Annotated in this window: 23 protein-coding genes; 15 read left to right on the top strand and 8 right to left on the bottom strand. The window is 71.2% G+C overall.

What is annotated here, in order from left to right; translation table 11 throughout:
* The first annotated feature begins 34 nt into the window (after positions 1-34).
* Positions 35-478 carry a hypothetical protein gene (locus ACIQWX_RS26640; RefSeq protein WP_400876488.1) on the top strand — a complete coding sequence of 148 codons (444 nt, stop codon included), beginning with the start codon at positions 35-37 and terminating at the stop codon, positions 476-478.
* Positions 479-550: 72 nt separating this feature from the next.
* On the opposite strand, the gene ACIQWX_RS26635 is transcribed toward ACIQWX_RS26640, so the two are convergent.
* Genes ACIQWX_RS26635 through ACIQWX_RS26625 form a run of 3 tightly spaced genes read right to left on the bottom strand, consistent with a single transcriptional unit; the run spans position 551 to position 3,162 of the window.
* Complete coding sequence (locus tag ACIQWX_RS26635) at positions 551-1,471, bottom strand: NADP-dependent oxidoreductase (protein WP_400876486.1); 921 nt, start codon at positions 1,469-1,471, stop codon at positions 551-553.
* A gap of 60 nt (positions 1,472-1,531) precedes the next feature.
* Complete coding sequence (gene hemW, locus ACIQWX_RS26630) at positions 1,532-2,731, bottom strand: radical SAM family heme chaperone HemW (RefSeq protein ID WP_400876483.1); 1,200 nt, start codon at positions 2,729-2,731, stop codon at positions 1,532-1,534.
* 14 nt (positions 2,732-2,745) lie between these two features.
* On the bottom strand, positions 2,746-3,162 hold the full coding sequence (locus tag ACIQWX_RS26625) for a VOC family protein (RefSeq protein ID WP_400876481.1): 417 nt from the start codon (positions 3,160-3,162) through the stop codon (positions 2,746-2,748).
* A gap of 78 nt (positions 3,163-3,240) precedes the next feature.
* On the opposite strand from ACIQWX_RS26625, the gene ACIQWX_RS26620 reads away from it, so the two are divergent.
* From ACIQWX_RS26620 to ACIQWX_RS26575, 10 genes are all read left to right on the top strand, one after another.
* Entirely contained in the window at positions 3,241-3,816 is a 576-nt protein-coding gene (locus ACIQWX_RS26620; protein WP_400876478.1) for a TetR/AcrR family transcriptional regulator, read from the top strand.
* 37 nt (positions 3,817-3,853) lie between these two features.
* Entirely contained in the window at positions 3,854-3,964 is a 111-nt protein-coding gene (locus ACIQWX_RS26615) for a putative leader peptide (protein WP_352252756.1), read from the top strand.
* 103 nt (positions 3,965-4,067) lie between these two features.
* Complete coding sequence (locus tag ACIQWX_RS26610) at positions 4,068-5,762, top strand: nitrite/sulfite reductase (RefSeq protein ID WP_400876474.1); 1,695 nt, start codon at positions 4,068-4,070, stop codon at positions 5,760-5,762.
* Positions 5,759-5,908, top strand: coding sequence for an Insertion element protein (locus ACIQWX_RS26605; protein ID WP_400876472.1), 150 nt, complete (start codon positions 5,759-5,761; stop codon positions 5,906-5,908). The genes ACIQWX_RS26610 and ACIQWX_RS26605 overlap by 4 nt, the downstream gene beginning before the upstream one ends.
* The gene (locus ACIQWX_RS26600) at positions 5,905-6,600 is read left to right on the top strand and encodes a phosphoadenylyl-sulfate reductase (RefSeq protein ID WP_400876469.1); all 696 of its coding nucleotides are present in this window, start codon (positions 5,905-5,907) and stop codon (positions 6,598-6,600) included. The genes ACIQWX_RS26605 and ACIQWX_RS26600 overlap by 4 nt, the downstream gene beginning before the upstream one ends.
* Before the next feature lie 11 nt (positions 6,601-6,611).
* Positions 6,612-7,532 (top strand): sulfate adenylyltransferase subunit CysD, encoded by a 921-nt coding sequence (gene cysD / locus ACIQWX_RS26595; RefSeq protein ID WP_400876466.1) that lies wholly within the window; start codon positions 6,612-6,614, stop codon positions 7,530-7,532.
* On the top strand, positions 7,532-8,794 hold the full coding sequence (locus ACIQWX_RS26590; RefSeq protein ID WP_400876463.1) for a sulfate adenylyltransferase subunit 1: 1,263 nt from the start codon (positions 7,532-7,534) through the stop codon (positions 8,792-8,794). The genes cysD and ACIQWX_RS26590 overlap by 1 nt, the downstream gene beginning before the upstream one ends.
* Positions 8,791-9,528 (top strand): sirohydrochlorin chelatase, encoded by a 738-nt coding sequence (locus tag ACIQWX_RS26585; protein WP_400876460.1) that lies wholly within the window; start codon positions 8,791-8,793, stop codon positions 9,526-9,528. The genes ACIQWX_RS26590 and ACIQWX_RS26585 overlap by 4 nt, the downstream gene beginning before the upstream one ends.
* 167 nt (positions 9,529-9,695) lie before the next feature.
* On the top strand, positions 9,696-10,325 hold the full coding sequence (locus ACIQWX_RS26580; protein WP_400876457.1) for a cyclase: 630 nt from the start codon (positions 9,696-9,698) through the stop codon (positions 10,323-10,325).
* 85 nt (positions 10,326-10,410) lie between these two features.
* Positions 10,411-11,178 (top strand): enoyl-CoA hydratase family protein, encoded by a 768-nt coding sequence (locus ACIQWX_RS26575; protein ID WP_400876454.1) that lies wholly within the window; start codon positions 10,411-10,413, stop codon positions 11,176-11,178.
* On the opposite strand, the gene ACIQWX_RS26570 is transcribed toward ACIQWX_RS26575, so the two are convergent.
* Positions 11,175-12,455 carry an MFS transporter gene (locus ACIQWX_RS26570; RefSeq protein WP_400876451.1) on the bottom strand — a complete coding sequence of 427 codons (1,281 nt, stop codon included), beginning with the start codon at positions 12,453-12,455 and terminating at the stop codon, positions 11,175-11,177. The genes ACIQWX_RS26575 and ACIQWX_RS26570 overlap by 4 nt on opposite strands.
* 102 nt (positions 12,456-12,557) lie before the next feature.
* Between ACIQWX_RS26570 and ACIQWX_RS26565 the strand changes: the two genes are divergently transcribed.
* The gene (locus ACIQWX_RS26565; protein ID WP_400876449.1) at positions 12,558-13,535 is read left to right on the top strand and encodes an Lrp/AsnC family transcriptional regulator; all 978 of its coding nucleotides are present in this window, start codon (positions 12,558-12,560) and stop codon (positions 13,533-13,535) included.
* On the opposite strand, the gene ACIQWX_RS26560 is transcribed toward ACIQWX_RS26565, so the two are convergent.
* Genes ACIQWX_RS26560 through ACIQWX_RS26550 form a run of 3 tightly spaced genes read right to left on the bottom strand, consistent with a single transcriptional unit; the run spans position 13,510 to position 14,560 of the window.
* Entirely contained in the window at positions 13,510-13,878 is a 369-nt protein-coding gene (locus ACIQWX_RS26560) for a barstar family protein (RefSeq protein WP_400876447.1), read from the bottom strand. The genes ACIQWX_RS26565 and ACIQWX_RS26560 overlap by 26 nt on opposite strands.
* Complete coding sequence (locus tag ACIQWX_RS26555) at positions 13,875-14,345, bottom strand: ribonuclease domain-containing protein (protein ID WP_400876445.1); 471 nt, start codon at positions 14,343-14,345, stop codon at positions 13,875-13,877. The genes ACIQWX_RS26560 and ACIQWX_RS26555 overlap by 4 nt, the downstream gene beginning before the upstream one ends.
* 11 nt (positions 14,346-14,356) lie before the next feature.
* Complete coding sequence (locus ACIQWX_RS26550; protein WP_086676857.1) at positions 14,357-14,560, bottom strand: hypothetical protein; 204 nt, start codon at positions 14,558-14,560, stop codon at positions 14,357-14,359.
* Positions 14,561-14,619: 59 nt separating this feature from the next.
* Between ACIQWX_RS26550 and ACIQWX_RS26545 the strand changes: the two genes are divergently transcribed.
* From ACIQWX_RS26545 to ACIQWX_RS26535, 3 genes are all read left to right on the top strand, one after another.
* Entirely contained in the window at positions 14,620-15,585 is a 966-nt protein-coding gene (locus ACIQWX_RS26545; protein ID WP_400876443.1) for a zinc-binding alcohol dehydrogenase family protein, read from the top strand.
* A gap of 137 nt (positions 15,586-15,722) precedes the next feature.
* The gene (locus ACIQWX_RS26540; protein WP_400876442.1) at positions 15,723-16,754 is read left to right on the top strand and encodes an alpha/beta fold hydrolase; all 1,032 of its coding nucleotides are present in this window, start codon (positions 15,723-15,725) and stop codon (positions 16,752-16,754) included.
* Positions 16,755-16,847: 93 nt separating this feature from the next.
* Entirely contained in the window at positions 16,848-18,290 is a 1,443-nt protein-coding gene (locus ACIQWX_RS26535) for an amino acid permease (RefSeq protein WP_400876440.1), read from the top strand.
* On the opposite strand, the gene ACIQWX_RS26530 is transcribed toward ACIQWX_RS26535, so the two are convergent.
* Positions 18,287-19,336: a nitronate monooxygenase gene (locus ACIQWX_RS26530; RefSeq protein ID WP_400876438.1), complete on the bottom strand. Its 1,050-nt coding sequence runs from the start codon at positions 19,334-19,336 to the stop codon at positions 18,287-18,289. The genes ACIQWX_RS26535 and ACIQWX_RS26530 overlap by 4 nt on opposite strands.
* Positions 19,337-19,351: the final 15 nt, after the last annotated feature.

Below are 19,351 nucleotides of genomic sequence, written 5' to 3'. Positions count from 1 at the left end.
ACGCGGGCCGGTCATGACGGAAACGAGGGGTTCCATGAAACGAATCGTCGCCGGGCTGATCGCCGCCGGGCTTTCGGCCACCGGCATGATCGCGGGGGCGGGCGTCGCGGCGGCAGACGTGATCGTCGCGCCGGGGCAATTCGGCCACGTGTGCAGCGGTTACCAGCACCTGCCGTCCGATCCGTCGCTGTACTGGCAGTCCTGCGCCTGGGCGGACAACAACGAGGTGTACTTCACCGTCCACTTCGGCAACACCGCGAACTACAACTTCGTCTTGGAGCGCGTCGCCGTCAACTACTACAAGTCCGGCGTCGGCTACCTGTGCAACTCGGTGCCCAACTTCTCCGTGCCCGCCCACTCGGTCAGGCAAACGGCGAGCAACGTGTGCGTCCTGCACCGGTCCCGTGCGGCCTACCAGTCCATCGGGTTCCCGGTCGGATACACGGCCGCGGTCAGCGACACCCTGCAGGTGCAGTAGAACGCGCCTGGTGACCGCCCGCCGCGGAAGCCTTCGGCGGCGGCGGGCGATCCACCGGGTTTCGGACCCGCCTCAAGGCCGCAGGACGATCTTGCCGCGCGTGTGCCGCTGCTCCAGCTCGCGGTAGGCGTTCCGCACCTCGTCCAGCGGGTAGACGCGCGCGATCGGGACCTCCAGGAGTCCCTTGCCCACCAGCAGGCTCAGCTCGCGCAGCACCTCGGCCGACGCGCCCGCCATGTTCCCGTCGGTCTTCACGTTGTACTTCGCAGCCGCTTCGTAGTCGATGATCGTGTCGATGCGCCCGGGGTGGATGCCCAGGTGCAGCGCCAGTTCCACGTACCCGGAACCGAACGTGTCGACGAACGCGTGCACGCCGTCCGGCGCGGCTTCCCGGATCCGCTCCAGCACGCCGTCGCCGTAGGCCACTGGGATCGCACCCAGCTCGTGCAGCCACGCGTGGTTCGCTTCACCGGCGAGGCCGATCACCGTGGCACCGGCGAGCAGCGCCAGCTGGACGGCCAGCGAGCCGACCCCGCCTGCCGCGCCCGAGACGACGACCGTGTCGCCCTCGCGCGGGCACACCGCCGCCGTCGCCGCATAGGCGGTCGTACCCGCGACGAACAACGCGCCCGCGACTTCCCACGGCACGTCGTCCGGCTTCGGCGTGAGGTCCGAAGCCTCCGCCACGACGTACTCCGCGTGACTCGACCGCGTGTGCACGAAGCCGATCACCTCGTCGCCGACCGCGATCTCCTCGACGCCGTCACCGAGTTCCGCGACGACACCGGCGAAGTCGCTGCCCTGTCCGGACGGGAACGTCGCCGGGAAGCGGTCGTGCAGGAGCCCGCGGCGGATGGCGGCCTCGCCGGGGTTGATTCCCGCGGCGCGGACCTCGACGAGCACCTGCCCCGGTCCCGGTGCCGGCCGCGGCACGTCCTCGACCCGGAGGACCTCCACGTCGCCGTACTCGTCGAACCTGATCGCGCGCGCCATGGGGCCTCCTAAGTCGTTGCTCGATACAAGCAACGACCGGGCGGCCGGTTTTAATTCCCGTCAGCCCGCGAGACGCCGGACGACGCCGTCGGCCAGCAGCCGGCCGCGGTCGGTCAGCACCGCGCGGCCGCGGGAGTCCAAAGCGGACGGATCGAGCAGGCCTTCGGCCGCGGCCGCCCGCGCTTCGGCGAGCCCCGGCTCGTCGAGCACGTCCAGCGGAAGTCCTTCCGCGACACGCAGTTCGAGCATGATCCGCTCGAGGTGCTGGTCGTCGTCGCTGAGCACTTCGCGGCCGCCCGCGGGCGAGTCGCCGGCGGCCAGCAGGGCCGCGTAGCGCGCCGGGTGCTTGACGTTCCACCAGCGGACGCCGCCGACGTGGCTGTGCGCGCCCGGACCGGCGCCCCACCAGTCGTCGCCGCGCCAGTAGCCGAGGTTGTGGCGGCAGCGAGCGGCGTCGTTCGCCGCCCAGTTCGACACTTCGTACCAGCGCAACCCGGCCGCCGAGAGCGTCGCGTCGATCATCTCGTAGTCCGCCGCCAGCACGTCGTCGTCCGGGGCCGGCAGCTCGCCACGGCGGACGCGGCGGGCCAGCGCGGTGCCCTCTTCGACGATCAGCGCGTACGCCGAGACGTGGTCGACCCCGGCGGCCAGCACGGCGTCGAGCGTCGCGAGGAGGTCGTCGGGGCGCTCACCCGGCGTGCCGTAGATCACATCGAGGTTCACGTGCTCGAACCCGGCCGCGCGCGCCTCGGCGGCGGCCTGGCCCGGCCGGCCCGGGGTGTGCACGCGGTCGAGGATCTTCAGCACGTGCGGTGCCGCCGACTGCATGCCGAGCGACACGCGCGTGTAGCCGGCTTCGCGGATGCCGGCGAAGAACTCCGGCGACGTCGACTCCGGGTTCGACTCCGTCGTCACCTCGGCGCCCGGGGCGAGCCCGAAGACGTCGCGGACGGCGTCGAGCACCGAGGCGAGACCGTCGGCGCCGAGCAGCGACGGCGTGCCGCCGCCGACGAACACGGTTTCGGCGGCGGGCGGCACGACGAGCACGCGAGCGGCGAGTTCGAGCTCACGCCGCAGCCCGTCGAGCCAGGACTGCGGCGACGAGCCGGAGTCCAGCTCGCCCGCCGTGTAGGTGTTGAAGTCGCAGTAGCCGCAGCGCGTCGCGCAGAACGGGACGTGCACGTAGACCCCGAACGGCCGGCTGCCGACGCCCTTCAGCGCGCTTTCGGGCAGCGTGAGGTCGGTCGGGGAATCGGGCATTCCCCGATTGTCCCCTACTGGGCCGGGGTGTTCGCCGCGGCCCACTCCGGGTCGACGGGGATCATCTCGATGACGTCCAGCAGCACGCCGTTCGGATCGGCGACGTAGAAGTGCCGCTGCCCCCAGACCTCGTCGACGACCGGCGTGACCAGGTCCACACCCGCTTCTTCCAGCCGCTTCGCCTCGGCGGCCGCGTCGTCGACGACGAGCCCGAACATCAGCCCGGTCGTCTCCGCGGCCCGGTAGCCCTCGGGCACCGAGGCGTGGCCGCGCTGCACGAAGCTGATCTCGTAGCCGGGCGCACCGGCGTTGACGCTCGCGAACCAGTCCAGCTCGACGGTGACCGGCAGCCCGATCACGTCCGCGTAGAAGCGGGTGGTCGCGGCGACGTCGTCGACCAGGTAACCCGCCCCGAAACCCTTGACCTGCATCCCCAGTTCCCCTCTCCAAACCACTGTGCTTGTAGTACTATAGTCATAGTGGTTTGAATCGGGCAAGGAGGACGCCGGGTGCGGCAGAACACCGAAAGGCGGACCGCGCTGACCGACGCGGCCATCGAGGTTCTCGCCCGCGACGGCGCGCGCGGGCTCACCTACCGGGCGGTGGACGCCGAGGCGGGCGTGCCGCCGGGGACGACGTCGAACTACTTCCGCGACCGCGACCGGCTGCTGGCCGAAGCGGGTGCCCGCGTGCACATCCGGCTGTCGGCGCCGGAGGACGTCATGGCCGATCCGCGAGCGGAAGAGCCGTCGACCGGGCGGGTCACCGCGTTGCTCGGCGACCTGATGACCCGGTTGACGACCCGCCGCAGCTCCTACCTCGCCCTGCTCGAACTGCGTTTGGAAGCGAACCGGCGGCCGGAACTGGCGGCGGCGCTGACCGCGACCGTGAAGGACAGCTTCGAGATCAGCGTGGGCTTCCACGAAGCCGCCGGGCTGCCCGGCGGCCGGGACGAGGTCCTGCTGCTCTACTTGGCCCTGACCGGCCTGACCGTCGAGCGGTTGACATTGCCCGAAGCCTTCTCCGGGTACTCGGACGCGCAGGTCGTGAGCCTGCTGGTCGACCGCATTCTCCCAGGCGAGTGACCCTTCTCCCACCATTCGGGCAGGCCTGGACCACATTGTGGACGCGTGGCACGCTGACGCCGTGACTCATGCCGGTGTTCTCCTCGTGGCGCGCCGCCACGTCGACCTCCTGCGGGTCGCGAGCGCCCTCTGCGTACCCGTTCGCTGACTGCCGTCGCCACCACCTGCCACGAATCTGGACAGCCGGCGCCGGGGGGAACCGCGAGCCGGTGTCCTCCGCTGCCACGAAAAGCCTCTCGGAGGACGCCGTCATGGCCACGCCCACGCGTCAGACCCCCGCCCGCCCCGCGCGCGCCAAGCAGAAGCGCGGTGAGGGGCAGTGGGCGCTCGGTTACCGGGAGCCGCTGAACCCGAACGAGCGGTCCAAGAAGGACGACCACCCGCTCAACGTGCGGGCGCGGATCGAGAACATTTACGCCCACCGAGGGTTCGACGCGATCGACCCGGGCGACCTGCGCGGCCGGTTCCGCTGGTTCGGCCTCTACACCCAGCGCAAGCCGGGCATCGACGGCGGCCGCACCGCCACGCTGGAGCCCGAAGAGCTCGACGACCGCTACTTCATGCTGCGGGTCCGGCTCGACGGCGGCGCGCTGACCACCGGCCAGCTCACCGTGCTCGGCGAGCTCTCGCAGGCGTACGCGCGCGACACCGCCGACATCACCGACCGGCAGAACATCCAGTACCACTGGATCCGGATCGAGGACGTGCCGACGATCTGGGCGAAGCTCGAAAACGCCGGCATGACGACGATGGAGGCGTGCGGCGACAGCCCGCGCGTCATGCTCGGCTCGCCGGTCGCCGGCATCTCCGCCGACGAGGTCATCGACGGCACCCCGGCGCTGGAGGAGATCAAGCGCCGCTACATCGGCAAGCCGGAGTTCGCGAACCTGCCGCGGAAGTTCAAGACCGCGATCTCGGGCCTCCCCGACGTGGCGCACGAGATCCACGACGTCGCGTTCGTCGGCGTCGACCACCCCGAACACGGCCCCGGCTTCGACGTCTGGGTCGGCGGCGGCCTCTCGACCAACCCGATGCTCGGGCAGCGCCTCGGCGCCTGGGTGCCGCTGGACGAGGTGCCGGACGTCTGGGAAGGCGTCATTTCGATCTTCCGCGACTACGGCTACCGGCGGCTGCGCTCGCGGGCGCGGATCAAGTTCCTGGTCAAGGACTGGGGTGCGGAGAAGTTCCGCCAGGTGCTGCAGGACGAGTACCTCAAGCGCGAGCTGCTCGACGGCCCGCCGCCGGTCGACCCCGCCGTCCCGATGGACCACGTCGGCGTGCACCCGCAGGTCGACGGCAAGTTCTACGTCGGTGCGGCGCCGGTCGCCGGCCGCGTCTCCGGCGGCACGCTGGTCGCCGTGGCCAAGGCCGCCGAGCGCGCCGGCTCGGGCCGCGTCCGGCTCACCCCGCAGCAGAAGCTCGTCGTGCTGGACGTCCCGCGGGAGCAGGTCGGCGGGCTGCAGGCGGAGCTGGCCGAACTGGGCCTGGAGACGAAGCCGTCGCCGTGGCGGCGCAGCGTGATGGCCTGCACCGGGCTGGAGTTCTGCAAGCTCGCCATCGTCGAGACGAAGGCCCGCGCGCAGCAGCTCGTTTCGGACCTGGAGAAGTCGCTCGCGGACATCCAGGACGGCCTCGACACGCCGGTCACCGTGCACCTCAACGGCTGCCCCAACTCCTGCGCCCGGATCCAGACCGCCGACATCGGCCTCAAGGGCCAGATCGTCACCGACGCCGACGGCAACCAGGTCGAGGGCTTCCAGGTGCACCTCGGCGGCGGGCTCGGCCTCGACGCCGGGTTCGGCCGGAAGCTGCGCGGCCACAAGGTGACTTCGGGCGAGCTGACCGGGTACGTCGAGCGGGTCGTGCGGGCGTATGTGGCCGGGCGCGAGGACGGCGAGCGATTCCCCCAGTGGGCTGCGCGCGCCGAAGAAAGCGCCCTGCAGTGACCGAGCGAGCGACGCCGTACTACTGCCCCTATTGCGGCGACGAGGACCTGCGACCGGAAGAGAACGGCGGCTGGCTGTGTTCCGCCTGTCGCCGGGTCTTCTCGGTCAAGTTCCTCGGACTGTCCCTTCCGGAGGTGTCCCGATGACCGCCACTGCCGACTACAAGACGCTCGCCGAGCGCGCGTCGAAAGAACTCGCCGAAGCCACCGCCGACGAGGCGATCCGCTGGACCGTCGAGACGTTCGACGACGACTTCATCGTCGCGTCCAACATGCAGGACGCCGTCCTCATCGACCTCGCCACCAAGGTGAAGTCCGATGTGGACATCCTGTTCCTGGAGACGGGCTACCACTTCCCGGAGACCATCGGCACGCGCGACGCCGTGCAGACGGTCTACCCGGACGTGAAGATCGTGAACGCCCAGGCCGAGCAGAGCGTCGCCGAGCAGGACGCGGAGTACGGCGCGAAACTGCACGACCGCGACGCCACGCTGTGCTGCAACCTGCGGAAAGTCGTGCCGCTGCGCAAAACCCTCGCGAACTACTCGGCGTGGATCACCGGCGTCCGCCGGGTCGACGCGCCGACCCGCGCGAACACCCCGATCGTCACCTGGGACGACCGCAACGGGCTGGTGAAGATCAACCCGATCGCGGCGTGGACCGACGACGAGTTCAACGGCTACATCCGCGAGCACGGGATCCTCGAGAACCCGCTGGTGTCGATCGGCTACCTGTCGATCGGCTGCGCGCCCTGCACCGCTCGCGTGGAGGCCGGGCAGGACCCGCGCAGCGGCCGGTGGGCGGGCCAGTCGAAGACCGAGTGCGGACTGCACGGCTGAGGAAGGGACGCATGACGACCTTGGAGCCCGCTACGGATGCGGCACAGGACAATCTGGCCGCTTTGGAGTCCGAAGCCATCCACATCTTCCGGGAGGTGGCAGGCGAGTTCGACCGCCCGGTGATCCTCTTCTCCGGCGGCAAGGACTCGACGCTGCTGCTGCACCTGGCGATCAAGGCGTTCTGGCCGGCGCCGGTGCCGTTCCCGCTGCTGCACGTCGACACCGGGCACAACTTCGACGAGGTCATCGAGTTCCGCGACCGCGTCGTCGAGCGCCACGGCCTGCGCCTGGTCGTCGCGAAGGTCCAGGACTGGATCGACGACGGGCGCCTGGAAGAGCGCGCCGACGGGATGCGGAACCCGTTGCAGACCACGCCGTTGCTCGACACGATCGCGGAGAACAAGTTCGACGCCGTGTTCGGCGGCGGCCGCCGGGACGAGGAGCGTGCCCGGGCCAAAGAGCGGATCTTCAGCCTCCGCAACGCCTTCGGCCAGTGGGAGCCGCGGCGGCAACGGCCCGAGCTGTGGAACCTCTACAACGGGCGCCACCGCCCGGGCGAACAGGTCCGCGTCTTCCCGCTGTCCAACTGGACCGAGGCCGACGTCTGGAACTACATCGCCCGCGAGAAGGTCGAGCTGCCGTCGATCTACTACGCCCACCGACGCGAGGTCTACCTGCGCGACGGGATGTTGCTAGCCGAAGGCCCGTGGGGCGGCCCGCGTCCCGGCGAAGAGGTCCGCGAGCTGACCGTCCGCTACCGGACCGTCGGCGACGGCTCGTGCACCGGCGCGATCGAATCCACCGCCACCACCGTCCAGGACGTGATCGCCGAGGTGTCGGCGTCGCGGCTGACCGAGCGCGGCGCCACCCGCGCCGACGACCGGATGTCCGAGGCGGCCATGGAAGACCGCAAGCGTGAGGGGTACTTCTGATGAGCTCGCTTCTTCGCCTGGCCACGGCCGGGAGCGTGGACGACGGAAAGTCCACTTTGGTCGGCCGGCTGCTGTACGACACGAAGTCGGTGCTGGCCGACCAGCTCGACGCCGTCACGCGCGCGTCCGTCGACAAGGGACTGTCCACTCCGGACCTGTCGCTGCTCGTGGACGGCTTGCGCTCGGAGCGCGAGCAGGGCATCACCATCGACGTCGCCTACCGGTACTTCGCCACGCCGAAGCGGTCGTTCGTGCTGGCCGACACGCCGGGGCACGTGCAGTACACGCGCAACACGGTGACCGGCGCGTCCACCGCGCAGCTGGCCGTGCTGCTGGTCGACGCGCGCAAGGGCGTCATCGAGCAGACCCGGCGGCACGCGGCCGTGCTGGCCCTGCTGGGCGTGCCGCAGCTGGTGCTGGCGGTGAACAAGATCGACCTGGTCGACTACGACGAGGCGACGTTCACCGTGATCGCCGAGGAGTTCGCCGCGCACGCGCTTTCGCTGGGCTACGCGCGCGGTTCGGTGCTCGCGATCCCCGTGTCCGCATTGGAGGGTGACAACGTCGCGACCCGCTCGGAGCGGACGCCGTGGTTCTCCGGCCCGAGCCTGCTGGAGCACCTGGAGGAGGTGCCGGTCGCGCCCGACCCGCACGACTCGGCGCTGCGGTTCCCGGTGCAGTACGTCATCCGCCCGCGCACGCCGGAGTACCCGGACTACCGCGGCTACGCGGGCCAGATCGCCGCGGGCACCGTGCGGCCGGGCGACGAGATCGTCGTGCTGCCGCAGGGCATCCGCAGCCGCGTCGAGCGCATCGACACCGCGGACGGCCCCCTGGACGAGGCCGGCGCCGGGACGTCGGTGACGCTGCTGCTGGCCGACGACATCGACATCTCCCGCGGCGACCTGATCGCCGCCGCCGACGCGCCGCCGCAGGTGACCGACGAGATCACCGGAACGCTGTGCTGGCTGTCGTCGAAGCCGTTGAAGGAAGGGGCGCGCGTGCTGGTCAAGCACGGCACCCGCACGGTGCAGGCACTGGTCGGCGAGCTGCACGCCCGGTTCGACGAGCAGACACTGTCCAGTGTGGACGCGCCGGCATCGCTGGAGCTCAACGACATCGGCCGCGTGTCCCTGCGGCTGGCCGAAGAGCTGAGCGTGGACGACTACGGCGTCAGCCCGCGCACGGGCGCGTTCCTGGTGATCGACCCGAAGGACGGCGACACGCTCGCCGCGGGCCTGGTGGGTGAGCGCTTCTCGTGACGCCACCCCTGGTCGCCGTCGCGCACGGCAGTCGCGACCCCCGCTCGGCCGCGACGGTGCGGGCACTCGTCGGCGTCGTGCGCGCGCAGGCCCCGGGCGTGACGGTGCACGAGTCCTTTTTGGATCTGTCCGCACCGCTCGTCACGGACGTGTTGCGCGGGCTGTACGCCTCCGGGCACCGGACCGCGGTCGTGGTGCCGCTGCTGCTGGGCAGCGCGTTCCACGCGCGGGTCGACTTGCCGGCGCTGATCGAGTCGGTCGTCTCCTCCTGCCCCGGCTTCCGGGTCGAGGTGTCGGACGTGCTGGGTGCGGACCCGGCACTGCAAGAGGTGGCGCTGGACCGGCTGGCTTCGGCGCCCCGCCGACGTGGGACGGGCGTGCTGCTGAGCGCGGTCGGGTCGTCGAACGCGTCGGCCAATGCCGTGGTCGCTTCGCTGGCGGCGCAGTGGGAAGAGCGGCTGGGTGTCCCGGTGAGCGAGGCGTTCGCATCCGCCACCCAGCCGGACATCCCTTCCGCGGCGGCCCGCCTGCGCGCCCGAGGGATGCGGCACCTGGTCGTGGCGTCGTGGTTCCTGGCGCCCGGGCTGCTGCCGGACCGCATCGCGCGACTGGCGCTGGAGGCGGACCCGCGCGCGTTCATCGCGGAACCCCTGGCGGACGACCCGCGCGTCGCCGACGTCGTGATCAGCAGATATGCCACCGCGACGAGCGGGTTGCTCCGCCAATACGCGTAGCTCAGTGCGCCCACCACCGCCAAAAGGCGAGTCTTATTCACATTTGGCGTCACCCTGCGCGCATGGGAACGGTAAATCCTTGACGCGCTACTTAACTTGCCGGTAACTATCTAAGCGCTGCGCAGCTTTCTCCCTCCCCTCTTGAAACCGCAGGTAGGTGGATACAGATGAAAGCTCTTCACCTTTCCCGGCTCGCCGCTCTGACCGCGGCCGCCGCCCTTCCGATCGCCCTCGCCGCTCCGGCGCAGGCGGCCACCACCGTCACCTTCGACTGCCAGGCCGACGCTCCGATCGTCGGGCCGCAGCAGGTGTCGCTGAACCAGGACACCGACGTCACCGCGCCCGCCACGGTCGCGCCCGGCGGGGCCTTCGACGTCGTCATCGATCCGGCGCCGAACGAGGTGCCGAGCGAGGTGGCCGGGAACACCGTCAAGAACATCAACACCTTCGCGCTCAAGTTCCCGATCCCGGCCAACTCCACCTACGTCGGCGCGGACCTGGCCGGCGGCTCCGGGCTCGGCAGCACCGCGCCCACCATCGCCGTCGCGAACGGAGTCGCGACCCTGAGCTTCCCCGGCCCGATCGCCGGCGGCGCCACGTTCGAGCTGCCCACCATCACGGCCCACCTGACCGCGGGCCAGTCGGGCACGATCGAGACGAAGCTGTCCGGCACCAGCTACAGCGACCCGGGCCTGACGTTCAAGGCGGTGGCGAGCACCTTCATCGGCGACATCACCGCCCCGACGGCGTGCTTCCCCAACCCCAGCCCGGTCTTCACCACGACGACCATCGGCTGACCGCGCGGCCACCTCGCGGGCGGGATCCCGCGGGGTGGCCCGCGTAACACCGGCCACGCGCGACGGATGTGCAAGGGTGTCGGTCATGGCTGACGAACTGGTGCACTACGACGTGGTGGGCGGCACCGCCACGATCACCCTGGACTCCCCGCACAACCGCAACGCGCTCTCGGCCCAGCTGCGCCGCGAACTCTCGGACTCGCTGGCGAAGGCGGCGAGCGACGACGCCGTGCGCGTGATCGTGCTGACCCACACGGGGCCGGTCTTCTGCGCGGGGATGGACCTCAAGGAGGCCCGCGGCGCCGGCGCGGGCGACCAGGGCGTGAACGAGTTCCCGAAGATCCTCGAGCAGCTGTGGACGAGCCCGAAGCCGGTCGTCGCGCGGCTGGCCGGCCCCGCGCGCGCCGGCGGCATCGGCATGGTGGCGGCGTGCGACATCGCGGTGGCGGTGCCGGAAGCGACGTTCGCCTTCTCCGAAGTCCGCATCGGGGTGGTCCCGGCGGTCATCTCGCTCACCGTCCTCCCGCGGCTCAACCCGCGCGCGGCGCACGAGCTGTTCCTGACCGGCGACACGTTCGACGCCCGCCGCGCGGTCGAGATCGGACTGCTGAACTCGGCGACGTCCGATCTGGACACCGAGGTGGCCCGGTTCGTGAAGGCGCTCGCGGCGGGCGGCCCGAAGGCGCTGGCCGAGACGAAGGCGCTGCTGAGCCGCCCCCGCCCGGCCACGCCGTCGGACGGCTTCGACGAAATGCTGGGGCTGTCGGCCAAGTTCTTCGCCAGTGAGGAGGGCCAGGAGGGCATCCTGGCCTTCGCCCAGAAGCGCAAGCCGAACTGGGTCCCGCAGGACTAACGCGCGGTGGCGACGGCCTGCTTGCGCGGGACCAGCGCGAGCAGGCCCGTCACCCCGCCGCACGCCGCGGCGGCCACGTACACCGGCGTCAAACCTCCGGCATGGTAAGCGATCCCGAGCACCGCGACACCGAGTGTCTGCCCGAACTGGCGGGTCGTCGTGAGGATCCCGGCGGCCATCCCGGCCCGTCCCGGCGGCGCCGCGGCCGCGATCGCCGCGCCCGTCGCCGGCCCCGCGATCCCGACGCCCACCCCGGTCACCGCCAGGCCGATCGGGATCCCCACGACCAGCAGCACCAGGCAGCCGAGCGCGCCCAGCAAGACCCCGGCTCCCAGCAGAACCCGCGGCGGGAACCGGTGCAGGACCTTTCCGAGGAACGTCGAAGTCAGGAACGACGCCACGGCCAGCGGCGCCATCGCGAGCCCCGCTTCGACCGGCGAAAGCGAAAGCCCCAGCCACAACGACACGTACACCAGCGCCGCGAAGGTCAGCGTCGACGCCGCCGCGCACGCGACCAACGCCGTGAACCGGCCGTCGCGGAACAACCCCAGGTCCAGCAACGGTTCCGCCCGGCGCCGTTCCACCACCACGAACCCGGCCAAGGCGACCACCGACATCACCAGTACCGGCACTGAGCCACCCAACGTCAGTCCGTGCACGAGGCTCGCGGCGAACACCGCGAACCACACCGCGCCCGCGACGTCGAACCGGCCCCGCCGAGTGGGAGTGTCCGATGGCAACGCCACCACCGCGAACACGCCGGTGAGCAACGCCAGCGGCACGTTGACGAAAAAGATCGCCGCCCAGCCGAAGTACTCGGTCAGCACGCCGCCGACCACCGGCCCCGCGGCGGCGCCGAGCCCGTTCACCGCGAAGAACACGCTGATCGCCGTCCCGCGCGCACGTCCTTCATAACCACCGGCCAGCAACGCGAACCCCGTCACCGCCAACGCCGCGCCGCCGACCGCCTGCACCCCGCGTGCCGCGATCAGCGTCCCGATGTCGCCGGCGAACCCGCAGGCCAGGGACGCCAGGCCGAACACCGCCAGCCCGGCGAGGAACACTCGCCTCGGCCCCCAGCGGTCCGCGAGCGAACCCACCGCGAGCATCAGCACCGCCAGGACGAGCGTGTAGACGTCCGGCACCCACTGCAGCTGCCCGACCGACGCCGACAGGTCGGCACCGATCCGGGGCAGCGCCACCGTCACGACGGTGGTGTCCAGCAGGAACAGGAACGACCCCGCACAGACCGCGACCAGCGGCCACCACTTGCGCATCGAAACTCCCTTCGTGTGTCCCGAAGGGTGTGGGCGCGACGCCGATCGCCACCAGAGAACGCGAAAATTCCGCCGGATACCGTCACCGAATACGCTGCACGCATGGAAACCGTCACCCTCGACGACGTCGACCGCGGCCTGCTCCACGCGCTGCAGCTCGACGGCCGCGCGCCGATGCGGACGCTCGGCGAGGTCCTCGGCGTCTCCGAAAACACCGTCGCCCGGCGCTATCAGCGGCTGCGGACCGCCGGCGTCCTCCGGGTCACCGGCGCGATCAGCGGCGGCGAAGCGGGCTACACGACGTGGACTCTTCGCCTGCGCACGACGCCCGACGCCGGAGCCGCCGTCGCCGACGCGCTCGCCGACCGGCCCGACGTCTCCTGGGTCCACCTGCTCTCGGGCGGCACGGAGATCTCCTGCACCGTCCACGCGCCCGACACGGCCGGGCGTGACGACCTCCTGCTGCACAAGCTGCCGCGCGCCAACCGCGTCACCGCCGTCTCCGCGCACGAACTGCTGCACACGTTCGCGCTCCCGGACGGGTGGAGCGGGCTGCACTGCCTGTCCCCCGAGCAGGTCGAACAGCTGCGGCCGCCGGAGCCCGACGGCACCGGCCTCCCGCCGGAACCCGAAGACCAGCCGCTCCTCGACGCGCTGGCCCTCGACGGCCGCGCGAGCTACACCGCGCTGGCGAAGACGACCGGCTGGTCCGACTCCACCGTGCGGCGCCGGATGGACGTGCTGCGGCGGCACGGCACGCTGACCTACCACCTCGACGTCTCGCCGGCCCGGCTCGGGTTCCGCTCCGAAACGCGGCTGTGGCTGACCGTCTCGCCCGCGAACCTGGCCGAAGCGGGCGCGGCGCTGGCGAGCCACCCGGAGACGTCGTTCGCCGTCGCCACCACCGGCACCACGAACCTCACGGCGATGGTGAACTGCCGCGACGGCCGCGATCTCTACCGCTACCTGACCGACCGGGTCGCCGGGATCCGCGGCGTGCAGACGCTCGAAAGCGCGCCGGTGATCCGGACGGTCAAACGCGCGGGGACGCCGCTCAGGCGTCCGGCAGCACGACCGTGAGCCGCCACGAACCGGCGCTGCGGCCGCTCGGCCCGAGCGCGCGCTGCGCGTCCGAAAGCACGCTGCGGATCGCCAGGTACGTCTTGGGTTCGGCCTTGCGCAACGCTTCCGAGCCCGGCCAGATCAGCACGTGCTCCCCCGGCGGCAGCCACGAGAGGTCGGTCAGGCAGTCGTACAACGCGTCGAGGTTGTGGCCGAAGTAGTCCGGAAAGGACAGTGCCGCGGCGAACGCCGTCAGCGTGCTCGCCTTGTCCACGGTCGCCTGCGAATTCACCAGGTGCGGATACGCGCCCCTCGCGAAGGCTGCTTCGGCGGCGGCCTTCGCCTGCTCCGAGGCGCTCATCGGGCCGGGTCCACGACGACGAACGACGCGTAGTGGTCGCCGGTGTAGTACAGCTCGTGCGCCTGCCCGGTGATCAGCCGCCGCGCGCCGCGGTCGGCACTGCCCGGGGTCTTCACGGTGTACTCGTGGTAGTAGCCGGACTTCTTGCCGGGCAACCGCTTCTCGCGGTTTTCGAACACGACGTCGTCGTTGCGCGGGTACGGGTACGGCCCGCCCTTTTCGATCAGCCGCCACGTGTCGGAAGCCTGCGACGGCAGCGTCGAGAGGCCCTTGACCGGCAGCCCGGAGTCCGCGCCCGGCACGGCCGCGCCGCCCTTGGCCGGCGCGCTCGCCGACGCACTCGCCGACGGACTCTGCGAGGGGGACGCCGGGGAGCCGTCGCTGACGACGTCCTTGACCAGCCAGCCCCCCAGCACCAGCACGAGGAGCCCGATCAGCGCGGCGGTGATCCGCCTTCGGTTGAACATGGTGCGCCAGCCTAGGACGGGGTGTCGGAGCGGTCGTCGTCACGCCCGGGAGCGAGCCGGCGGGCGAACAGCCCGACCAGCTTGTCGAGCACCCACGCGGCGGCCAGGCACAGCGGCACGACGACCACCATGACCAGCACGAACTGGACCGGGAACCAGGCCTGGGCGAGCCACAGCTCGACCCCGTCCCACCAGTCGGCAAGCCCGTTGAACACGGTGTGAGCCTACGCGCGCTCCACTGCCACCGCGCTTCCGGGGAGGTACGTTGCCACTCATGTTCGCCGTGTACGCGCAGGAACCCAACGCCGAAAGCCCACTGGAAGCGCTCGTCGTGGGCGAGCGACCCGAACCCGACGTGCCGGACGGCTGGGTCCGCGTGCACGTCAAGGCGGCCAGCCTCAACATGCACGACCTCTGGACGCTGCGCGGGGTCGGGATCAAGCCCGAGCAGTTCCCGATGATCCTCGGCTGCGACGGCGCCGGGACCCTCGACGACGGCTCCGAGGTCGTCATCCACGCCGTGATCAACGCGCCGGGCTGGCAGGGTGACGACACCCTCGACCCGAAGCGGACCCTGCTCACCGAGAAGCACCAGGGCACCTTCGCCGATCAGGTGGTCGTCCCGGCCCGCAACGTCGTCCCGAAGCCGGCCGGGCTGAGCTTCGCCGAGGCTTCCGTCATGGGCACGGCCTGGCTGACCGCGTACCGGATGCTCTTCGTGAAGTCCGGGCTACGGCCCGGCCAGACGATGCTCGTGCAGGGCGCCTCCGGCGGCGTCTCGACGGCGCTGGTGCAGCTCGGCCGCGCGGCCGGGTTCCGGGTCTGGGTGACCGGCCGTTCCGAGGAGAAGCGCGCACTCGCCTCGAGCCTCGGCGCGCACCAGACGTTCGAGTCGGGCGCGCGGCTGCCCGAGCGCGTCGACGCCGTGTTCGAGACCGTCGGCAAGGCGACCTGGTCGCATTCGGTCAAATCGCTCAAGCCGGGCGGCATCATCGTCGTCTCCGGCTCGACCAGCGGCCCGGACGCGGGCGCGGAGCTGCAGCGCGTCTTCTTCCTCCAGCTGCGCGTCGCCGGGTCGACCATGGGCACCCGCGACGAGCTCGCCGACCTGCTCGCCTACCTCGACCTGACCGGCGTGCGGCCGCAGATCGGCGCCGAACTGCCCTTCACGGAGGCCCCTAAGGGGTTCCAAGCGATGCTCGAGGGCGACACCGCCGGCAAGATCGTCTTCACCCGCTAGACCACCGCTGAGCTGGGCGGATCGTGTTGTTCCGCCCGGCTCGGCATCCGGTGAATCTCTAACGTACTCAGTTCGAGATCTGGTCGTTAGCACCTAAATTCGACCAAAACCCAATGGTCGCAAGGTAATCTTGTGGCATGACCGCGACGAAGCGGCCCGCCTCGGCTGGACCGGGCGGCCGGTCCAGCAGCGACCCGGATCCGATCCGGGTCTCCTTCCGGCGCTACGCCGGCGTCCGCACCCGCGTCCTGGAGGTCGGCGAAGCCGCTCCGGACCCGGAACTCCCCCGTCGTTCCCTGCGTCGCCGAAGCGCGACGCCGCACGTCAAACCGTCGGCACCGAGGCTGGTGCTGCTGCACGGCTACTGCGACAGCGCCGACACGTGGCGCCCCGCACTGGAGCAGCTCGCGGCCGCCGGGATCCCGGCGGTCGCGGTCGATCTGCCCGGGTTCGGCGACGCGCAGCCGCTGCGGCCCGGCCCGATGCTGCCCCAGCTCGACGCGTTCACCACCGCCGTCGTGCGTGAGCAGGCCGTGCTCGGCTCGGTCGTGCTGGCCGGGAACTCGCTGGGCGGCACGATGAGCCTGCGCGCGGCCCAGAACAGCCGTTTGCCGATCTCGGGCGTCGTCTCGATCGCCGCGCCCGGGTTCGTCGACTCGTGGCTGATCCGGACGGTCGCGCGCTACCCGCTGCCGCTGCGGCTGTACTCGGCGCTTCCGGTCCCCGTGCCGGGTTTCCTGGTGCGCAAGGTCGCCGAGCAGGTCGTCCCGCGGCTGCTGTACGCCGACTCGAGCGTCGCCGACGCCCTGCAGGTGCAGCGCTTCACCGCGCTGTTCCCCGACTACCGCTCGACCAAGAGCCGGCTCGAGCAGGCCCGGCAGCTGGTCGCGGAGCTCGCCGACGCCTACCGGCTCGAGTCGGTGAAGGTGCCGCTGCTGGTCGTCGCGTGCGGCAAGGACAAGCTCGTCACCGCGGCGTCCGGGCGGCAGCTGCACACGCTGGTGCCGCACAGCAGGCTGCTCGTCCGCGAGGACTGGGGGCACTGCCCGCAGCTGGACGACCCGGTGGAGATCGCCGAGCTGCTGGCCTACTTCGCGGCGAGCGCGGTCCGGACCACCCAGGCCAAGCGCGCGGTCGAGGCCGTGAGCGAGGACACCGCGGCGGGCTGAGCGGCTCACGCTGTCTTCACACCGAGATCGCGGTAGGTTCCGGCCTTGGGTCCGTGATCCGGGCCCGTCCACCGCGACGTTCGGGAGACGACGATGTCCGCACCAGGAGGCTTGGGTTCCAGCTCCGGCATCTTCCGGCGCAAGCCGATCGACCAGATCCAGGACACCTCGGAAAGCGGTGGCCTGAAACGCACTTTGGGTCTGTGGCAGCTGACCGCCATCGGCATCGGCGGCATCATCGGCGCCGGGATCTTCGCCCTCGCCGGCAGCGTCGCGCACGGCGACGACTCGGCGGGCATCCCCGGCGTCGGCCCCGCCGTGCTGATCTCGTTCCTCATCGCCGGCGTCGCGAGCGCCGCGGCCGCGTTCTCCTACGCCGAGTTCGCGGGCCTGATCCCCAAGGCCGGTTCGGCCTACACCTACGGCTACGCGGTGCTCGGCGAGGTCGTCGGCTGGTTCATCGGCTGGGACCTGCTGCTGGAGTACACCGCGATCGTGTCGGTGGTGGCCATCGGCATCTCCGGCTACTTCAGCTTCCTGCTCGGGCAGCTCGGCCTCGACCTGCCCGCGTGGATGCTCGGCGCGCCCGGCACCGGGCCGGGCCACAAGGTCGACCTGTTCGCCATGCTGCTGTGCCTGCTGATCGCGTTCCTGCTCAACCGCGGCATCCGCAGCGCCGCCCGGTTCGAGACGGCGATGGTCGGGATCAAGGTCCTGATCGTGCTGGTGGTCATCCTGGTCGGCTTCTTCTACGTCAAGACCGGCAACTACACGCCGTTCGCCCCGGCCGGCTTCGGCGGCGCGGTGACCGGCGCGGCGACAGTGTTCTTCGCGGTCTTCGGCTATGACGCCATGAGCACCGCGGCAGAGGAGTCGAAGGACGCGCAGCGGCACATGCCGAAGGCGATCATCTACTCGCTGGCGATCTCCATGGTGCTGTACGTGCTGGCCTGCCTGGTGCTGACCGGCATGCAGAAGTACACCGAGATCGACCCGAAGAGCGGCTTCTCGACGGCGTTCAAGTCGGTCGGCCTCTCCGGGCTGGCCACGGTGATCGCGATCGGCGCGATCATCGGCATCCTCACCGTGCTGTTCACGTTCCTGATGGGCGCCACCCGCGTCGGCTACTCGATGAGCCGCGACGGGCTGCTCCCGGCGTGGTTCGGCAAGACGAACGTCAAGCGCCAGGTGCCGAGCCGGATGACGTGGATCCTCGGCGGCGCGTCCGCGATCATCGCCGGCGTGCTCCCGATCGGCGAGGCGGCCGAGCTGACGAACATCGGCATCCTGCTCGCGTTCGTCGTGGTCTGCGTCGCGGTGATCGTGCTGCGCTACAAGCAGCCCGACCTGCCGCGCACGTTCAAGACGCCGGGCATGCCGGTGGTCCCCGCGATCGGCATCGTGTTCTCGATCTGGCTGATCACGTTCCTGCAGCCGGCGACCTGGCTGCGGTTCGCCGTCTGGTTCGTCCTCGGCCTGGTGATCTACTTCCTCTACAGCCGGCGGCACTCGCTGCTGAACCGCTCGGGCGGCTAGCGGATCCGGTCGAGGCGCGCGGCGGCGTCGCGTGCCTCGACCTTCAGCCGCTCGAGGATGACGGCGGCCGACGCGTCGTAGGCGAGCGGGTAGGTCTGGCCGGCCCACAGCGAGATCGCTTCCGGGTCACCGGCTTTCGCCGACGCCTTGCGCACCGGGCCCGCGAGGTGGTTGAGCTGCGGGTACGCCGCCGGCGCGCCCTCGGACAGCGCGTCCATGAACTTGTTGACCAGCCCGCGCGCCGGGCGGCCGCTGAAGGCGCGGGTGAACGCCGTCTCGCGCTCGGCGAGCGCCAGGGCCTTGCGGTGCGCCTCGGACGTCCCGGCTTCGTCGGCGCGCAGGAAGACCGTGCCCAGCTGGGCCGCGACGGCGCCCGCCGCGAGCACGGCGGCGACGTCGGCGCCGTGCACCAGGCCGCCGGCGGCGATCAGCGGCACCTCGACGCGGGCGGCGACCAGCCTGAGCAGCGCGAGGACGCCGTATTCGGCGCCGCCGCCGGGCAGGCGGGCGTCGTCGGTGAACAGGCCACGGTGCCCGCCCGCTTCGAAGCCCTGCAGGACGAGCGCGTCGGCGCCGAGGTCCGCGGCCCGCCGCGCGGCTTCCGGCGTGGTGACCGTGACGACGACCGTGCTCCCGGCTTCCTTGAGCCGTACGACGTCCGACGGCGAGGGCGGCCCGAAGGTGAACGACACCACGGGCACCCGTTTCTCGAGCACGACGTCGAGCTTCGCGGGGTAGGCGTCGTCGTCCCACTTGGGTTCGCCGAGCTCGACGTCGTACTCGCGGGCGAAGGCTTCGAGCCGTTCGCGGTGCGCGGAGACGTCGGCGCCGGTGTCCGGTTGCGGGACGAAGAGGTTGACGCCGAAGGGGCGCCCGGTCAGCTCGCGGGTCCGGTCGATCTGCGCGGCCAGCGCGGCGGGCGTGAGCATCCCGGCGCTGAGGAAGCCGAAGCCCCCGGCCTCGGTCACCGCGGCGACCAGCTCCGGGGTGGTGGGGCCGCCCGCCATCGGCGCGGCGATGACCGGGAACGTCAGCTCGTCGAACATGTCCCGAGCGTAGTA

This window comes from Amycolatopsis sp. NPDC098790, from assembly GCF_044759945.1.
Taxonomy (GTDB): Bacteria; Actinomycetota; Actinomycetes; order Mycobacteriales; family Pseudonocardiaceae; genus Amycolatopsis.
Note: the sequence above shows the minus strand (reverse complement) of the source record. Positions and strands in the feature narration are given on the sequence as shown.

What these genes read in the sequence shown, in the direction of transcription:
- ACIQWX_RS26640 (WP_400876488.1), top strand. Translation starts at nt 35, where the DNA reads ATGAAACGAATCGTCGCCGGGCTGATCGCCGCCGGGCTTTCGGCCACC.
- ACIQWX_RS26635 (WP_400876486.1), bottom strand. Translation starts at nt 1,471, where the DNA reads ATGGCGCGCGCGATCAGGTTCGACGAGTACGGCGACGTGGAGGTCCTC.
- hemW (WP_400876483.1), bottom strand. Translation starts at nt 2,731, where the DNA reads ATGCCCGATTCCCCGACCGACCTCACGCTGCCCGAAAGCGCGCTGAAG.
- ACIQWX_RS26625 (WP_400876481.1), bottom strand. Translation starts at nt 3,162, where the DNA reads ATGCAGGTCAAGGGTTTCGGGGCGGGTTACCTGGTCGACGACGTCGCC.
- ACIQWX_RS26610 (WP_400876474.1), top strand. Translation starts at nt 4,068, where the DNA reads ATGGCCACGCCCACGCGTCAGACCCCCGCCCGCCCCGCGCGCGCCAAG.
- ACIQWX_RS26600 (WP_400876469.1), top strand. Translation starts at nt 5,905, where the DNA reads ATGACCGCCACTGCCGACTACAAGACGCTCGCCGAGCGCGCGTCGAAA.
- cysD (WP_400876466.1), top strand. Translation starts at nt 6,612, where the DNA reads ATGACGACCTTGGAGCCCGCTACGGATGCGGCACAGGACAATCTGGCC.
- ACIQWX_RS26590 (WP_400876463.1), top strand. Translation starts at nt 7,532, where the DNA reads ATGAGCTCGCTTCTTCGCCTGGCCACGGCCGGGAGCGTGGACGACGGA.
- ACIQWX_RS26580 (WP_400876457.1), top strand. Translation starts at nt 9,696, where the DNA reads ATGAAAGCTCTTCACCTTTCCCGGCTCGCCGCTCTGACCGCGGCCGCC.
- ACIQWX_RS26575 (WP_400876454.1), top strand. Translation starts at nt 10,411, where the DNA reads ATGGCTGACGAACTGGTGCACTACGACGTGGTGGGCGGCACCGCCACG.
- ACIQWX_RS26570 (WP_400876451.1), bottom strand. Translation starts at nt 12,455, where the DNA reads ATGCGCAAGTGGTGGCCGCTGGTCGCGGTCTGTGCGGGGTCGTTCCTG.
- ACIQWX_RS26565 (WP_400876449.1), top strand. Translation starts at nt 12,558, where the DNA reads ATGGAAACCGTCACCCTCGACGACGTCGACCGCGGCCTGCTCCACGCG.
- ACIQWX_RS26560 (WP_400876447.1), bottom strand. Translation starts at nt 13,878, where the DNA reads ATGAGCGCCTCGGAGCAGGCGAAGGCCGCCGCCGAAGCAGCCTTCGCG.
- ACIQWX_RS26555 (WP_400876445.1), bottom strand. Translation starts at nt 14,345, where the DNA reads ATGTTCAACCGAAGGCGGATCACCGCCGCGCTGATCGGGCTCCTCGTG.
- ACIQWX_RS26545 (WP_400876443.1), top strand. Translation starts at nt 14,620, where the DNA reads ATGTTCGCCGTGTACGCGCAGGAACCCAACGCCGAAAGCCCACTGGAA.
- ACIQWX_RS26540 (WP_400876442.1), top strand. Translation starts at nt 15,723, where the DNA reads ATGACCGCGACGAAGCGGCCCGCCTCGGCTGGACCGGGCGGCCGGTCC.
- ACIQWX_RS26535 (WP_400876440.1), top strand. Translation starts at nt 16,848, where the DNA reads ATGTCCGCACCAGGAGGCTTGGGTTCCAGCTCCGGCATCTTCCGGCGC.
- ACIQWX_RS26530 (WP_400876438.1), bottom strand. Translation starts at nt 19,336, where the DNA reads ATGTTCGACGAGCTGACGTTCCCGGTCATCGCCGCGCCGATGGCGGGC.